The sequence below is a fragment of the Sorangium sp. So ce117 genome, assembly GCF_051524395.1.
Taxonomy (GTDB): Bacteria; Myxococcota_A; Polyangia; order Polyangiales; family Polyangiaceae; genus Sorangium; species Sorangium cellulosum_B.
The window spans coordinates 637,651-652,464 of the sequence record NZ_CP150309.1; the positions used below are offsets into that span (position 1 = coordinate 637,651).

Annotated in this window: 14 protein-coding genes; 3 read left to right on the top strand and 11 right to left on the bottom strand. The window is 71.5% G+C overall.

Annotated elements, in window-relative coordinates; translation table 11 throughout:
- Window positions 1-49: 49 nt before the first annotated feature.
- Window positions 50-595: a MarR family winged helix-turn-helix transcriptional regulator gene (locus WMF46_RS02440; protein WP_437984109.1), complete on the bottom strand. Its 546-nt coding sequence runs from the start codon at window positions 593-595 to the stop codon at window positions 50-52.
- Between the two features lie 268 nt (window positions 596-863).
- Between WMF46_RS02440 and glyQ the strand changes: the two genes are divergently transcribed.
- Window positions 864-1,811, top strand: a complete 948-nt coding sequence (glyQ, locus tag WMF46_RS02445; protein ID WP_437984110.1) for a glycine--tRNA ligase subunit alpha — start codon at window positions 864-866, stop codon at window positions 1,809-1,811.
- A 114-nt stretch (window positions 1,812-1,925) separates the two neighbouring features.
- On the opposite strand, the gene pyrE is transcribed toward glyQ, so the two are convergent.
- The 4 genes from pyrE to WMF46_RS02465 are packed head-to-tail and all read right to left on the bottom strand — an operon-like array spanning window position 1,926 to window position 4,003.
- Window positions 1,926-2,504, bottom strand: a complete 579-nt coding sequence (gene pyrE / locus WMF46_RS02450; RefSeq protein WP_437984111.1) for an orotate phosphoribosyltransferase — start codon at window positions 2,502-2,504, stop codon at window positions 1,926-1,928.
- Window positions 2,501-3,202 carry a bactofilin family protein gene (locus tag WMF46_RS02455; RefSeq protein ID WP_437984112.1) on the bottom strand — a complete coding sequence of 234 codons (702 nt, stop codon included), beginning with the start codon at window positions 3,200-3,202 and terminating at the stop codon, window positions 2,501-2,503. The genes pyrE and WMF46_RS02455 overlap by 4 nt, the downstream gene beginning before the upstream one ends.
- Window positions 3,203-3,205: 3 nt before the next feature.
- Window positions 3,206-3,520, bottom strand: coding sequence for a bactofilin family protein (locus tag WMF46_RS02460; protein ID WP_012233083.1), 315 nt, complete (start codon window positions 3,518-3,520; stop codon window positions 3,206-3,208).
- A gap of 54 nt (window positions 3,521-3,574) precedes the next feature.
- The gene (locus WMF46_RS02465) at window positions 3,575-4,003 is read right to left on the bottom strand and encodes a bactofilin family protein (protein ID WP_437715364.1); all 429 of its coding nucleotides are present in this window, start codon (window positions 4,001-4,003) and stop codon (window positions 3,575-3,577) included.
- A gap of 610 nt (window positions 4,004-4,613) precedes the next feature.
- On the opposite strand from WMF46_RS02465, the gene WMF46_RS02470 reads away from it, so the two are divergent.
- Window positions 4,614-5,978: a styrene monooxygenase/indole monooxygenase family protein gene (locus WMF46_RS02470; RefSeq protein WP_437984113.1), complete on the top strand. Its 1,365-nt coding sequence runs from the start codon at window positions 4,614-4,616 to the stop codon at window positions 5,976-5,978.
- A gap of 166 nt (window positions 5,979-6,144) precedes the next feature.
- A complete protein-coding gene (locus tag WMF46_RS02475; protein WP_437984114.1) occupies window positions 6,145-6,618 on the top strand; it encodes a hypothetical protein in 474 nt (157 codons plus the stop codon).
- Between the two features lie 258 nt (window positions 6,619-6,876).
- On the opposite strand, the gene WMF46_RS02480 is transcribed toward WMF46_RS02475, so the two are convergent.
- The 6 genes from WMF46_RS02480 to WMF46_RS02505 form a co-directional block, all read right to left on the bottom strand.
- The gene (locus WMF46_RS02480; protein ID WP_437984115.1) at window positions 6,877-7,584 is read right to left on the bottom strand and encodes a hypothetical protein; all 708 of its coding nucleotides are present in this window, start codon (window positions 7,582-7,584) and stop codon (window positions 6,877-6,879) included.
- Window positions 7,581-8,564 carry an alpha/beta fold hydrolase gene (locus WMF46_RS02485; RefSeq protein ID WP_437984116.1) on the bottom strand — a complete coding sequence of 328 codons (984 nt, stop codon included), beginning with the start codon at window positions 8,562-8,564 and terminating at the stop codon, window positions 7,581-7,583. Before WMF46_RS02485 ends, WMF46_RS02480 begins: the two co-directional genes overlap by 4 nt.
- A gap of 75 nt (window positions 8,565-8,639) precedes the next feature.
- The gene (locus WMF46_RS02490; RefSeq protein WP_437984117.1) at window positions 8,640-9,695 is read right to left on the bottom strand and encodes an AraC family transcriptional regulator; all 1,056 of its coding nucleotides are present in this window, start codon (window positions 9,693-9,695) and stop codon (window positions 8,640-8,642) included.
- 393 nt (window positions 9,696-10,088) lie between these two features.
- The gene (locus WMF46_RS02495) at window positions 10,089-10,736 is read right to left on the bottom strand and encodes a hypothetical protein (RefSeq protein ID WP_437984118.1); all 648 of its coding nucleotides are present in this window, start codon (window positions 10,734-10,736) and stop codon (window positions 10,089-10,091) included.
- 11 nt (window positions 10,737-10,747) lie between these two features.
- Window positions 10,748-11,113, bottom strand: a complete 366-nt coding sequence (locus WMF46_RS02500; protein ID WP_437984119.1) for a hypothetical protein — start codon at window positions 11,111-11,113, stop codon at window positions 10,748-10,750.
- Between the two features lie 373 nt (window positions 11,114-11,486).
- A complete protein-coding gene (locus WMF46_RS02505; RefSeq protein WP_437984120.1) occupies window positions 11,487-14,594 on the bottom strand; it encodes a VWA domain-containing protein in 3,108 nt (1,035 codons plus the stop codon).
- Window positions 14,595-14,814 lie beyond the last annotated feature (220 nt).

A 14,814-nucleotide genomic window follows, 5' to 3' on the forward strand; every position in this document is an offset into this window, starting at 1 on the left:
CGGGATGCTCTCGGTGACTGTTGGAGGGGGGGCGTTCGATCTGGACAATTCAGCTCTCCTCGCGGTCTGTCGCTTCGGGTCCGGCTCCGGCGGGGGTCTCCTCGCCTTCGAAGAACAGCGGGGGGGCCTCGTCGCCGGCGCCGAGCGCCCGGGCGAGGGTGGCGAGGCTCTGCGCGAGCGCGCAGCGCTCGTCGGCGGGCAGGCGGTCGACGGCGGTGACGAGCTCGGCCTGCGCGGTGCGGGGCGCGCGGCGGAGCAGCGCGCGGCCGGCCGCGGTGAGCGAGATCTCGGTCCGGCGCGCGTCCTCGGGCGAGGCGCGCCGCGTGACCATCCCTCGCTCGGCCAGGCGCGTCACCACGACCGACACCGAGCTCTGGTGCGTCAGCGTGCGCTGCGCGAGCTCGGCGATCGAGGACGCGGCGGCCTGATCGAGCTGCTGCAGCACGAACAGCTGCGCGCTGCTCAGGCCGAGCTGCCGCTCGCACGCGCGCGACGAGACGCGCAGGCGCTGGACGATGGAGCGGATCGCATCCATGACCCGCTGCGCGTCGGGCCCGCCGGGGGGCAGCCGTGCGGGGCTCTTTCGCCGCGTCATCGAGGATGCATGGGCTCCCATATAATTGCGCGGGAACCTACGCCGCTCGCCGGTCGACCGCAAGCAGTCCGCGGACCTCCGAGGGGCTCGGGCGGATCGAGGCGGGCCGTCCTCGACGGGGTGGTCGCGGGCGGCGGTGGATGGCGGCGGGGCGCCGGTGCGGCGTCCGGCGCGCGGGCCCGGAGGCAGCGCGCCGGGCGGACCGTGCGGGCGACGCTACGCGGGGCGTCGCCTGCGCGGGCGATCCAGGCTAAGAACCGGCCCTCCCATGACCTTCCAAGACCTCATTCTCACCCTGCAGAAGTTCTGGGCCGATCGCGGCTGCCTCATCGTGCAGCCGTACAACTCGGAGGTCGGCGCCGGCACCTTCAACCCGGCGACGTTCCTGCGCGCGCTCGGCCCCGAGCCCTGGAATGTGGCCTTCGTCGAGCCTTCCCGGCGGCCCGCGGACGGTCGTTACGGGGAGAACCCGAACCGTATGCAGCAGTTTCACCAGTTCCAGGTGATCCTCAAGCCGAGCCCGATCGACATCCAGGACCTCTACCTGGAGTCGCTGCGGGCGATCGGCACGAACCCGCTCGATCACGACGTCCGGTTCCTCGAGGACGACTGGGAGTCGCCGACGCTCGGGGCGTGGGGGCTCGGCTGGCAGGTGTGGATCGACGGGCTCGAGATCTCGCAGTTCACCTACTTCCAGCAGATCGGCGGGATCGACTGCCGCCCCGTGTCCGGCGAGCTCACCTACGGGCTCGAGCGGATCGCGATGTACCTGCAGGACAAGGACAGCATCTACGACGTCGTCTACTCGAACAGGGGCGGGAAGATCGTGCGCTACGGGGACATCTACCAGCGCGCCGAGTGGGAGTGGTCGACCTACAACTTCGAGGAGGCCGACATCGCCGAGCACTTCGCGGCGTTCGACGTCTGCGAGGCCGAGGTGAAGCGGCTCCTGTACCGGGGCGCGGATCCGGCGGCGAAGGGGGCGGCGATCGATCCGAAGAAGGCGCTGGTGCTCCCGGCCTACGATTTCGTCGTGAAGGCGGCCCACCGCTTCAACGTCCTCGACGCGCGGGGCGCGATCAGCGTCACCGAGCGGCAGCGCTTCATCGGCCGGGTCCGCGCGCTCGCGCGGGCGGTCGCCGAGACGTACGTCGCGCAGCGCGAGGCGCTCGGCTACCCGCTCCTCGGCGAGCAGCACGCGAAGGCGGCGGAGTAGCGCACGCAGCCGAGGTGGTGGAGCAGCGCGCAGCCGAGGCGGCGGAGCAGCGCGCCGCAGTCGAGGCGGCGGGCAGCGCGCCGTCGCCTCGGCCAGGCCGCGCGTCGCGCAGCCTCAGCCGGGAGGGTTGTCGGGGATGAAGTCGTGGCGGGTGCAGATCGCGACGACCGGCAGCCCCGCCGCGCGGATCGCCTCCGCGCCGCCCTCGAGGCGGTCGACCAGGGCGATCACGCCGACCACGGAGGCGCCCGCGGTGCGGAGCTTCTCGACCGCCTTCAGCGTCGAGCCGCCCGTCGTGATCACGTCCTCGAGGATCGCGACGGGCATCCCGGGCACGAGGCCGCGATCGCCCTCGACGAGGCGCCGCGAGCCGTGGTCCTTGACCTCCTTGCGCACGTAGAGCGCGGGGAGGGGGCGGCCGCGCAGGAAGCTCGTGAGCGACACAGCGCTCGCGAGGGGGCACCCCCCGAGCTCGACGCCGGCGACGGCCTCGCACCGCGGGAGCGCGCCGAGCGCCTCGAACATGAGCGAGCCGACGAGGGCGTGGCCCTCGGCGGTCAGCACCGACTGCTTGCAGTCGATGAAGAAGTCGCTCTCCCGGCCGGACGCGAGGACGACGCGCTTCTGCTCGAACGAGCGCTCGCGCAGCAGCGCGACGAGCCGCTCCCGCTCCGAGGCGCCGGCGGCGCTCACCGGCCGCCCCGCTTGCGCAGCGAGGCCTTCGCGGCCCCCTTCCGGAGCGCGGGGACCACGGGCGGCGGCGGCCCGCCGGCGCTCTCGGCCGCGTCGGGCTCGTCACCCTCACCGGCGGCCGAGGCCGACAGATCGGCCTCCTCGTCGTCGTGAACGGCCGCGAGGCGCGGCTCCGGCGCAGGGGCGGGCCTCGCTTCGACGACCGGGCGCGCCGCCGGGGCGGGGCGCGCGGGGACAGGCGCGGCGCGCGGCGCAGGCCGGGCGGGCGGCGCAGGCGCTCGCTGCTCCGCCGGTGCGCGCGCCGGCCGCGCCGCGGCGGCGCGCGGCGCAGGTGCAGCGGCGGCGGCCCGCGCTGGGGCGGGGGCGGCGGCGGCCGCGAGCGGCGCGCCGGTGGTGACGTTGCCGCGCACCAGGGCGCCCGCATGGATGCCGATCTGCGGCGCGCCGAGGTCGCCGACGACGCGCGCGCCGGGCTCGAGGATCACGGCCTCGTCGCCGGAGATGTTCCCGGCGACTGCGCCGCGGACGACGACGCGCCGCCCGCGGACGTCGCTCTGGATGAGCGCGCCCTCGCCGATGGTCACGTCGCCGGTCATGACGACGCTCCCCTCGACGCGGCCGAGGATCTCGAGATCCCCGTCGCCCTGCACGTTGCCGCGGATGGCCGTCGTCGGCCCGATCGAGGACTGGGCGGTCATCGGCTACACGTCCATGTCGACGTTGCCCTTGAACGAGGCTCCGTCCGCGATGGTCAGCCGCGACGCCTTCACGTCGCCGACGAGGCGACCGCCGGCGAGGAGATCGACGCGATCGGCCGCCGTGACGTTGCCGGTCACGTTGCCGCCCACCTGGAGCGACGCCGCCCCGATGTCCGCTTCGATCAGCGCCCCTGCGTCGATGGTGAGAGGCCCCTCGACGGTGAGCTTTCCGCGCACCGTCCCGGCGACGATCACCTCCTCGTCGGAGGTGATCTCGCCCTCGATCGTGAGCCCGTTTCCGATGATCGTACCCGCCACGTTCGTGCTCCTCGCCGCGCCCTCGCGGCGCGATTCTTCGTCCGTCAACGCGCGCTATCGCCCTGCCGGTTCACGCCGGGGGGCGTGCCCGCGCCCGGCGGTCGCCCGCTCCGAGAGCTCGGCCGGGAGGTCGAACTCCGCCTCGATGCGGCCGGCGAACGCCGCGCCTTCCTCGAGGATCACCTCGCTGCCGCCCACGTTTCCGGCGTACTGCGCGGTCGCCCGGATCGTGACGGGGCCGCGCGAGACCACGTCCCCCGTGAGCTGGCCGGAGACGACGAGCGAGCTCGCCTCGACGTCTCCGGTGACCGTCGCTCCGTCCTCGATCTCGAGGTCGCCAGCCAGCTGGATGTTCCCCTCGACGCTCCCCTCGACCCGGAGCGAGCCGTCGCCGTGGACGCGCCCGCGGATGCGGGCGCCCCGTCCGATGAGCGATTCGGCAGCGTCCGATTCGCTGCGCGTCGTTGTCGAGCCTCGGGCCATTCTCGTCTCCTGTGCGCGGAGGGAGCCGCGCGAGCCGGGGCGCGCACCAGACGCCCGGCTCGTCCGCTGGAGCTGGGCGAACAGGATCGCTCGGCCCCGCGGCGGCGCGGACGCTACTCCAAGCGGCTGCGCCTCGCAACCGGCGGGCGGCCTCGGTGGCGGCGCGCTCCATGGACCGACTGCAGCGGAGCCCTCGGGGGGAGGGGGCGTCGCGCGGGGGGGTGAGGGGGGCCCTCCCACGAACTCGCGCCTTTTGGTGGCAATGACCTGCTGAACGGAGCTGGCGAGTCCGTGAGGCGTCGCTGCGATGCGGGCCGGCGCTCGGGTTCGTGGGGCCCTCCCCCTCACCCCCCCGCGCGACACCCCCTCCCCCCGAGGGCTCTCTCCGGCGGACACGGGGAGCGTGGTGGGAGAGCGAAGCGCGGTACGGAGGGGGGAGCGCGGTACGGGGGGAGCTTCCTGCGGGGCTGGCTCGGGTGATACGGTCTCTCTTGACTGGGCTTTCCTTGCTCGCGACGCCTGCTGTGGTCCTGACGGCGAACCGACTCGGATGGCTCGGCGCGCGTCGCCCGTGAGGCGAGCGCAGACCAACCCAACCCGGGGGTTCCTCATGCGGAAGATAGCTATCGTGGGGTCTGGACAGGCCGGCCTGCTCGCGGCGCACGCCCTGGTGAAGGCCGGCTACGAGGTGACGCTCTACTCGGATCGCACGCCCGAGCAGTGGCTCAACGAGTCGAAGCCGACCGGCACCGCTGCGCGGTTTGACGTGGCGCTCGCGTTCGAGCGCGAGCTCGGCTTGGCATTCTGGGAGGACGCCGCGCCCCGGGGCCACGGCGCCCAGCTGACCGCGTGCGCCGCTCCGGGCAACCGCCTCCTGACGCTGGCAGGCCGCCTGGAGCAGCACTTCTTCGCGATCGATCTCCGGCTCCAGAGCCACCGGTGGATGCTCGAGCTCGAGCGGCGGGGCGGCAAGATCGTGATCGAGCCCGTCACGATCGCGCGGCTCGACGCGATCGCCGCCGAGAACGACCTCACCGTCGTCGCTGCTGGACGGGGCGATCTGTGCAACCTGTTCGAGCGAGACGCCGCGCGCAACGTCCACTCGGAGGCGCAGCGCAACGTCGTCATGATGTGCGTGACCGGCCCGAAGCTCGGGTTCGACGGCATCCCGATGCTGCCCGTCAAGTTCAACCTGTTCGCGGGCATCGGGGAGGCGTTCTGGGTGCCCTACCACCACAAGGACGTGGGACCGAGCTGGAACTGTCTCGTCGAGGCGGTGCCCGGAGGGCCGCTCGACAGGTTCCAGGGCGCGAAGTCAGGCGAGGAGATCATCGCGATCGCGAAGGGGCTGGTGAAGGAGCTCATCCCCTGGGACTACGAGTGGTTCAGGGGAGCCGAGCTGTCGGACAAACACGGATGGCAGAACGGGCGGGTCGTCCCCGCGGTGCGCAAGCCCGTCGGACGGCTGCCCTCCGGCCGGATCGTGACGCCGCTGGGCGACACGGCGATGTCGATCGATCCGATCGGCGGCCAGGGCGCCAACAGCGGCAACAAGATGGCGCGCAACCTGGTCGAGTGCATCGTGCAGCACGGCGAGCGCCCGTTCGACGCCGACTGGATGACGCGCACCTTCGATCGCTTCTATGCGCGGCACGGCGGGCCCACCGACCGGTTCAACAACATCCTGCTCGCCGGGGTTTCGCCCGCGATGGCCCACCTCCTCATGGCGCAATACGGCAGCGACGGGCGGGCGGACAACACGAGCGGGCAGCAGGCGCTCGCCAACGCCTTCGTGAACAACTTCAACGATCCGGCGCGGCTGACGGCGGTGCTCGAGGACGTCGGGCGGGTGCGCGCCTTCATCCGGCAGACGACCGGGAGGCCATGGCCCCTCGCGCTCGCAGCAGGGGGCGTGGGCGTCGGCATCGCGCAGGTGCGGCAGCGCATCGGGCTCCTGCCCGGGCACCCGGCGTAGCGCGGCATGACGCAGCAAGAGCTCGCCAGCGCAGCCGGAATCGCCCTGATGGGCCGCGACTTGTCCTCGGGAATATGGAGATGGGGCGCCACGGTTCGCGGCCTACATGTGAAATTGCGTAGACTTGTCGCGCATCACGGCTGATTGCGACGTTGGGTGTTTCGACATGACGAAACAATGCGACAATGTTCTATTTCGTGAGAAGATTCGCCAGTACGACGCGCTGTTGATGCGAGTTCAGGTATGCGGCGCTCAGCAGTACACAGGCTTCGTCGAGAAGGTTTTCTCGAGACGGTTCGAGGGCCCAAAGCGCTATGGTGACGGCCTGTTGGAATTTGTCGGTTCACCGGGTCATTGGGGCCAAGTGACCCTTAAGGACGGAGAGAGGGCGATAGTCTTTGTTCGCTACCTGACTCACTCCGACCGCTACTACCAAGACCATTGGCGAGGGCACCTGACCATCGTCGAGGGTGGCGATATCGCTGTTGCAAACTGGCCGCTCCTCAAAGAAGGAGGAGTCTGGGAGCCCGAGTATTTGCGCAGTGCTGCGAGGCTTCTTGAACCGTCAAACCCAGGAAAGGTTGCGCTTCCCTATAAGCTGTTGGAGCAGCATCTACACGAAGAAATCGCTCTCCTATGAAGCAAACGCCTGACCCTTCCATCGAGCGGATGTCCTGCCGGCTGCGCCGTCAAGTCACCGCTCATGTCAAACGTTAGGCCACTCCGCGCGCCCACGTTCGCCCGCATCGAGTGAGGTCGCGCCCCACCGCAGGCCAGCGATCGCGGCGACAAAAACAAGCGTGGTGCCGAGCACTTGCCCTCCCGTCCACGCCACCGCCTCGCGATGGCCGAGAATCCATGTCACAGGCGAGCGGGGGAGGGCCGCCCGTGCGCCACGCTACTGCGTGATCTCTCGGGGCGCCGCCGACGCTCCGAACGCGTAGGACACGCCCAGTTCGGCGCGGAAGGGGACGAGCGGGGGCGGCTCGAGGCCGTGGGTGGAGCGATAGCCCGCGCGCAGCCCGAGCTCGACGCTCGAGCCGATCGACAACCCGAACGCGAGGCTCGCGTCGAGGTAGCCCCCCGTGGGCGCATAAAAGCCGTCGCGAATGCCCTCGTAGGTTGCGCGCGCGCGATCGCTCGCCGCGATGTACGTGCTCAGGATCGCCGTGTACTCCACCTCCAGCGCGATGAACCAGCCGCGCTGGAAATACCCGCCTGCGAGCCCGGGGTGCGCGCCCACGCTCACGAACCGAAACGTCTGGTTGTCGCCCGTCTGCACCGGCAGCCCCAGGCGCCCCGCGAGCCCCCAGCCGCCGTGCTGCAAGAGCGTCGCGCGCGCCGCCGGCTCCAGGCGGAAGGAGTCGAGCGCTGGCACGAGGAAGACCGGCAGCGTCAGCCCGATCTCGAGGTCGAGGCGGCGCACGAGCCGTTCCACCGGGATCGCCCGCCCGTAGGCGAGCTCCAGAGCGGGCGCGGAGTTCCATCCGAGATTGACGTGCGTCGCGTTCTCTTGCTCCCCTTGATACCCGCTGATGGGCGCGGCCGACGCGACAGCGGAGACCGCCGTCGTGGCCACCGCCGCGGCGAGGGCGACGGCCCTCATCGCGCCCCCTCGTATGCGCCGAGATGGGCGCGCAGGACCTCCATGACACGATCGGGGTGCTTGTTCACCCAGCCGTGGTCTTCGCCTTCGATGCGGACGAGCTCGACGTCGCAAAAAAGAGGGGCGTGGCGGCGCTCTTGTTGCTCGAACCCGATGACGGTGTTGATCGTCGTTCCGATCAGGGTCACCGGCTTGCAGAAGCGATCGAGGCCGGAAGAGAAATCGAAGTCCCACTCTCCGTCCGTCTTCGCCGAGCGCTGCAGGTCCCGCATCGCGCGCGCGCCCAGGCGGAAGGCCTTGAAGTTGTCGGGGTCGTCCGGGTCTTCGTAATACCCTGGCTGCGACCAGCCCTGTCCCAGCGAGAGGAGGAAGTCTGCGCGCGCGTCTCCGTCGGGGCTCATGGCCCACTCCGACCAGCCGAGATCGTTCAGCCCCTCGGCGGTGAGGCCGAACGTGAAGAGCTCGGTCTCGTTCGCGATCGCCGCGTTCAGGAAGCCCGGCTCGCTGAGGACGGCCTCTCCGACGCGGTCGGGGTGCCTCTGGATGTAGAGGGCCGCGTACATGGCGCCCCACGAATGCCCGAACAGCGTGACCGGCGCGTCGGGGGAGAAGTGCTGGACGAGCTCGTGGAGATCCGCCGCGTACGTCTCGGCGGTGAAGTCCGATGAAGGGACGCGCTCCGAGAGGCCGGTGCCTCGCTGATCCCAGTGGACGACGAAGTACCGCTCGGAGAGCGCGCCGAGGCCGAGCATGCCGCGCATGTCGCCGCCGGGGCCGCCGTGCAGCGTGATGAGGGTGGGGTTCCTCGGGTCCCCTTGCGTGCGAAGGTGAATGAGGGCGCCGTCGCGGAGGGTGAAGCGAGGCAGCGTGCCGTCCTCCGCGACCGTCCTCGGGGCGAGGTTTCCAGGCGCGTCCGGATCCAGGCAGCCCGAGGCGAGCACGACGCACGTCAGACAACAGCGGCGGGCGAACAAGCGCATGAACGAAGCGTACGAACCCGGGCCGCCCCCGGCATTGTGCCGCCACGCCAATCGATTGTCCGGCGGTGCCTTCGGCTACGCCACGGAGCGCTCGCGGAGCTGGCCCGGCGTGCTCCCCGTCCACCGCCGGAAGGCCTTGTAGAACGCGCTCACATCGGAGAAGCCCACCAGCGAGCCGATCTCCGCGAGCCCGAGGGCGGGATCCTCCAGGTAGCGCAGCGCGAGCTCTTCGCGGGTCTTCTCGACGAGCGCTCGGAAGGGAAAGCCGTCCTCCGAGAGGCGTCGTTGCAGCGTGCGCGCGCTCAGCCCGAGCCGCTTCGCCACCGTCGCCAGCTTGGGAGCGCCGCCGTGCAGCTCGAGGGCGAGCGCGTGCCGCGCGCGCTCCACGAGGCTCGCGTGGGCGGGCGGGAGCTTTTGCACGAGCAGGGCGGCGTGGCGCTCGAGGACGGCACAGAGCTCGGGGGCGGCCCCTTTCATCGGCGTCGCGAGCGCCGCGCGCGGGAGGACGATCGCGTCGCAGGGCGCTCGAAATCGAACCGGGCAAGCGAAGATCCTGGTGTACGCCTCGATCTCTGCGCAGCGGGGGTGGCGGAACTGGACCGAGGAAGGCGATAGCGGCGTGGCGGCGAGCGCGCGGAAGCGAAGGACGATGTTCGCGAAGCCGAACTCGGTCGCGACCCGGTGCGGGGTCGCGCCGGGGGCGTGCTCCCGGACGAGCCGGGCCTCCGTGCGATCGACGTGAAGGACATGGCGCACGGCCGTGCTGATGACGGCGAAGTGCCGCGAGAACCTCTGGAATGCGTCGCCCACCGTGTCGCTCGACGCGACGACGTAGTCCATCACATCCCAGTGGCCGATCGAGAGCGCCTCCGCCGCGCGGAGCCCGACGCCCGGATCGCCGGCCCTCTCGACGACATCGTCCCAGAGCGCGATCCACCGGCGGTAGGAGAGCCGGAAGTCGGGGTTGCGCAGCTCCTCCGGCGTGAGCCCGTGCGCTCGGGCGAGCGAGCCCCCGTCGATCCCGGCAGCCTCCGCGGCCCCGAGCACGCTCCGCAGCGCCTTCACGCCGACGTTCAGCGCGCGCTCGCCCTCCGCCTTCACGAGCGGGTCGAGCCCCCGGCGAGAGCTCACGAGGCGAGGCCTGCGCGACACTCGCGAAAATCGCATGGCCCGTCAGTGACGTCAACCTCACCCGCGGGCTTCGCGTGGCGCCGGCAGCTCGGGTTCAGGCGCCCGAGCGAGATCCCGTGGTTCACCTGGAACACGGTAATGGCCGCCAAGGAAAGTCTCGATGGGATTATAGCTCCGCTCACCCATCGAGTTCTCCGGAGGTTCGATACCCGTTCGGTGGCGGCTCTGGGGCGCCTTGACCTTCGCGCTCGATAAGCTGGACGATGGGAGGAGCGACCACGCGTGCGACACGCAAACATCTTGGTCCTCCTTCGACCTGGTCCGTTCACCTATCGCCTATCGAAGCTCCACCCGCCCAGACGGTCTGGGAGATGACGTTATGAACGCGTTCGTTCATTCGGAAGACAGTCCGAATCTCTTGTGGCACCTGCGGAGTGTCTCTTGTACGCCGCGGGTCAAATCACTCTTTGTCCTGAGTGCGCGGTTTTGCTGTGACTGCGAGATTATGAATTTTTCTTCTTGTGTTAGCTTGTCTTCGTCTAAATGCGCTGGAAAGTCATCGAAGTTTGTGCACTTTTCGAGGCTGCTGACGAGAAACTCTCCAACTCTCGCCTCGTCCACGCATGGCGCGCTGTATGTCAAGACGAACAGCAGGTTTCTGTGATTTGTAATGGTGCCGCAAACGTAGGCATTGGCCAAGGTCTCTCGTGCTCTGCATTCTTCCACCTCTTTTTGCAGTGCCTCGACCTTGGCGGTGGCTTTCTCCACCCCGGCGTCGTCCGTTTCTCCCGGGGGAGACGTCGCCGTGGCCGGCGGGATGGCTGTGGCTTTCGCGCGCGCTTTCACCGCGCGCCGGCACGCAGCGAGCTCCCGCTTCACCTCCGCATCAGGGATGGACGCCGCGCTCTTTCCGATGGCCGGAGGTCTTCGCTCCCGCGTCGCCCAGCCGACCACCACGCCACCCCCAAAGACGACGCCGAGCACGGCCACCGCGATGAGGAGATGAACCATGAGGCCGGCGCTCTCGGGGCGTTTGCTCATGTGTCGACCTCCTAAGGCTTCGGCGCCTGCTTCATCATCGGTGGGAGCTTCGGGGGCGTCTCCGTGCACGTCCAGACGAACTCCTTCAGGCTGCGGAGCAGCTCTTCTTCCGTGAGCGTCTCACGAACCCGGATCGCTTCCTCGACGAGGCTCGACTCTTCCTTCGTGAGGTCGCCCGAGCGAAAATCCGCGGGAATGTCCGAGAGCGCCGCGCAGCTATCGAAGTTCTGCTCGATGAGATCGGCAGACCTGGACTTCGGCCCGCATATCAACCCATCCTTCGGCAACGCCATCAACGCGCTGAACTGACGAGCCGCGGCGCTGCAAATCTCGGCGTTGACCAGGATTTCGCTCTTCCTGCATCGCTTCAGCTCCACCTCGAGCTCATCGACGGTGGCTGCTCTTTCGGGAGCGTCTTGTCGTCCTTCCCCCGGAGGCACCTCGGCTGCCGGAGCCGTCGAGCGCGGCTCCGGACGGGCTGCCAGCTGTTCTCGACATGCAGCGAGCTCTCTCCGGTCTATCCGCATCCAGGGATCCGAAGCAGGCTCCGCGCTCTTCTCCTTCGCCGGCGGCCTCCGATCCAGGAGCGATCTGCCGACGAGCACGCCGGAGCCAAAAGCAGGGACGAGCAAGACCGTCGCTGCCAGAACACGAACGGCGTGCCCCGGTGTTTTCGGCACGGAAACGAGGCTACACCCAGGTGCGCGCGGCATCTCGCAGACGTGCGCGGCACGGCCGCGCTCTGTCGCGTCACCTCCGCCCACGACGCCGCGCCAAGATCTTCTCCGCCGCCGTGAGCGGTCGTCCCTCCGGCGCCGCGCCGCCCGCGCCCGTTGCGTGTCCGCCCCCCGGGGACGCGGGTTGAGGCCCCGCCGCCGACCCAGGTTGAGGCCCGGCCGCCGACCCAGGTTGAGGCCACGAACCAGGCTGAGGCCACGACGCTGCCGACCCAGGTTGAGGTCCCGGCGTCCCCGCCGGCGGCGCTGTCCTCCCTCGCATCGTCCCCGCCTGTGCGGCCTCGCCGCGCTCACCGGCGCTCGGCGCCGGGCTCGCCTGCGCGCCCTCGCGCCGCTCGCGCCCCCGCTCCCGCGCCGACAGCAGCGCCCCCACGGTCGCGCCCGCGGCCGCCGGCTCCGCGGCGGCTCCCCACCGCGCCGCGCGGAGCCGCTCTCCCGCCCGCGCGATCCACGCCGCCGCGGCCTCCGGCAGCGCGAGCCGCCGCGCCGCCACCGCGAGCAGCAGCGCGAGCGCGGCGAAGAACACCAGGCTCGGCGTCGCGTCCCGGTACGCGAAGCGCTTCGACGCCCGGTCCTCGAAGATGCCCGCGAGCGTGTCGCGCCGCTTGCCCCCGGTGAACTCCGCGATCCGCCGGAGCAGCGACAGATCGCTGCCCGTCGGGCGCAGCTCCTCGCCGGCGGTCATCGCCGCCCCCGTGGTCCCGACCGCCTCCCCCGTGAGCTCGTCCCGGGCCACCGCCACGTACGTCCCCGGCCGCGACAGCGGCAGCTTCGCCGTGTACGCGCCCGCGCCCGTCGCCTCGAGCGGCAGCTCTCGCGAGAAGCCGTCGGGCCCCGCGACGTGCACGACCAGCCGGCGGAACGACTGCGCACGCCCGTCGTCGCCGATCACGCTCGCCCGCACCGACAGCTCGCCGCCCGACGCGTCCGCTTCCAGGCGCACGCGCGGATCCTCCTCCTTGCGCGTCACGTCGCGCGCGGCCTGCGCGATCATCCGCGCGGCGCCGGGCCAGCGCGTCCACGCGGCGCCCCAGCGGCCCTTGAGGTCGCTCGTGAACGCGGCGGCCCGGCCGAGCCCCGCCGACCACACGGCGAGCACCGGATCGCCCTCCGGCCCGGACAGCAGCACCGTGGACCGGCTCTTCGGGACCGTCACCACGTAGCCCCCGAGCGGCGGCGCCTCGCCGAACGGCACGCCGGCGGTGATCGACGACGGCGCGCCCAGCGCGACGTGGAACGGCTCCTCCACGATCGCGCTCTTCGCCGCCATGATGGTCTCCTGCGTGAACACCGCGGGCAGCCGCGTGGCGTCCTCGACGAGGTAGAAGCGGCCGCCGCCGATGCGCGACAGCGCCTCGAGCTCCGGCACGTCGCTGCCCTGGCCCAGCGCCACGACGCTCGTCGTCGTCCCGCGGCGCATCGCCGCCTCCACCATCGCGCGGCACGGCCCCATGTTCTCCGCGTCCGACCCGTCGGCGAAGAGCAGCACGTGCTTCAGGCTCGAGGTGTCCCGGTCGAGCGCCTGGTAGGCCGCCTCGAGGGTGATGTCGACGTAGATGCCGCCGCCGCCCGGGCCCACCGCGCGGATCGCCTTCTCGATCGCGGCGCCGTCGGCGACCGGCCCGAGCGGCACGCTCCACCGCACCGCCGTGTCGACGTGCGCGACGCCGAGCCGATCTCCCGGGCCGAGCAGCGAGGCCGACCGGGCGGCGGCCTCGTTGGCGAGCTCGAGCTTCGTGTGGGCGCCGGCGGTCGCCGCCATCGACCCGGAGATGTCGATGCCGATCACCTCGGCCAGGCTCGCCCGCCGCCGCTCCTGCTTCAGGTCGAACGCGACGGGCGAGATCTCCTCGAGCGGCGTCCGCGCGTAGCCGCCCGGCCCCATGCTCCGATCGCCGCCCATCAGGATGAGCCCGCCGCCGAGATCGCGGACGTAGCTCGCGAGCGCGTCGATCTGCCCCGGCGATAGATCCGACGCGCGGATGTCGCTCAGCACCACGACGTCGTAGCCGGCGAGCTCGCCGAGATCGGCGGGGACGCGGCTCAGGCCGCCCTCGTCCACGCGGAACGCGCCGTCCGCGAGCGCCCGCGCGATGAACGCGCCCTGCCCGGCGTCGCCCTCCAGCACGAGGGCCGCGGCGGCCCCGCGGACGCGCAGGAAGGCGCTCGCCGCGTTGTCCTCGGCGGCCTCGTCGAGCCTCGGATCCTTCGCGGTGATCTCGACGTCGTAGCGGTGCAGCCCGGGCCCCGGCGCCTTCTCCCGGATGCGCAGCACGTCTTCCCCCGCGGCGATCGAGGCCTCGGTGCGGGCGATGAGCTCGCCGTCGCGGCGGAGGCGGATCTCGACCTCGGCCGGCGACGGCGACGAGGTGACGAGCCGCAGATCGAGCGCCTCCCCCTCGTCGGCCCGCGCGGGCGCGCGGAGGGCGACCACGCGGACGTCGGGGACGAGCCGCTGCTCCAGCGGGATCACGTCGACAGGGAGGCCGGCGGCGACGGCGGCGGCGGCCGCGGCCATCGTGTCGCCGCGGGTCGCGACGCCGTCGCTGAGCAGCACGACGCGCGCCGCGGAGTCCGGCGGCACCTCGGCGAGCGCGCGCCGGAGGCCGGCGGCGAGGTCCGTCCCGTCGCGACCGAGCGCGACCCGCTGCGGGGCCGCGAGCTGCGAGCGCGGGCGCGGCGGATCCTCGGTCGCCGCGCCCGCGGCGAACGCGATGGTGGCGATCCGATCGTCCTCGCGCATGCCGAGCTCGGCGACGGAGAGCTCCTGCGCGACGCGCCGGTCGGCGCTCGGTACGAGGTCGATCGAGCGGCTGCGATCGATTGCGACAAAGACGGTGAGCCGGTCGAGTGGCCGGCCAAGCTCTGGCCCGGCCACGGCCATGGCCGCGGCGAACGCGGCGAAGGGGGCGAGGAAGTCGCCGAGCCGCGAGCGCCACGCCCCCTGCCGGCGGGCGTGCGCCGAGGCGAGCGCGAGCGCGAGGTACCGGAGCGCGATGAACGACGTGGCGCCCAGCGCGAGCAGGGCGCCCCAGGGCCGCGCGAGCCGGAGATAGGCGTCCGGGAGCAGGCCGCACCAGACGAGGCCCACGTAGAGCGCCGGCAGCGCGCCTGCCACCATCCAGCCGAGCAGGATCGGGCGGCGGAGCGCGCCGCGCCGGAGGGCGAGGCGCAGCAGCGCCGCGAAGACGAGCGCGCCGGCGAGCGTGGCGGCGTAGGGGAAGGCGCGCAGCGCGGCCGCCGGGATCAGGGAGGCCTCCGTTCGGTCCGCATGCGGGGGAGCCGCAGTAAATCATCTTTGCGCGGGCCCGGGGACGCCGCTTCGGCGGGTGTGGCCGAGT

Coding starts and splice junctions, on each gene's coding strand:
- WMF46_RS02440 (WP_437984109.1), bottom strand. CDS start 595: ATGACGCGGCGAAAGAGCCCCGCACGGCTGCCCCCCGGCGGGCCCGAC.
- glyQ (WP_437984110.1), top strand. CDS start 864: ATGACCTTCCAAGACCTCATTCTCACCCTGCAGAAGTTCTGGGCCGAT.
- WMF46_RS02455 (WP_437984112.1), bottom strand. CDS start 3,202: ATGACCGCCCAGTCCTCGATCGGGCCGACGACGGCCATCCGCGGCAAC.
- WMF46_RS02465 (WP_437715364.1), bottom strand. CDS start 4,003: ATGGCCCGAGGCTCGACAACGACGCGCAGCGAATCGGACGCTGCCGAA.
- WMF46_RS02470 (WP_437984113.1), top strand. CDS start 4,614: ATGCGGAAGATAGCTATCGTGGGGTCTGGACAGGCCGGCCTGCTCGCG.
- WMF46_RS02475 (WP_437984114.1), top strand. CDS start 6,145: ATGACGAAACAATGCGACAATGTTCTATTTCGTGAGAAGATTCGCCAG.
- WMF46_RS02480 (WP_437984115.1), bottom strand. CDS start 7,584: ATGAGGGCCGTCGCCCTCGCCGCGGCGGTGGCCACGACGGCGGTCTCC.
- WMF46_RS02485 (WP_437984116.1), bottom strand. CDS start 8,564: ATGCGCTTGTTCGCCCGCCGCTGTTGTCTGACGTGCGTCGTGCTCGCC.
- WMF46_RS02495 (WP_437984118.1), bottom strand. CDS start 10,736: ATGAGCAAACGCCCCGAGAGCGCCGGCCTCATGGTTCATCTCCTCATC.
- WMF46_RS02505 (WP_437984120.1), bottom strand. CDS start 14,594: ATGGTGGCAGGCGCGCTGCCGGCGCTCTACGTGGGCCTCGTCTGGTGC.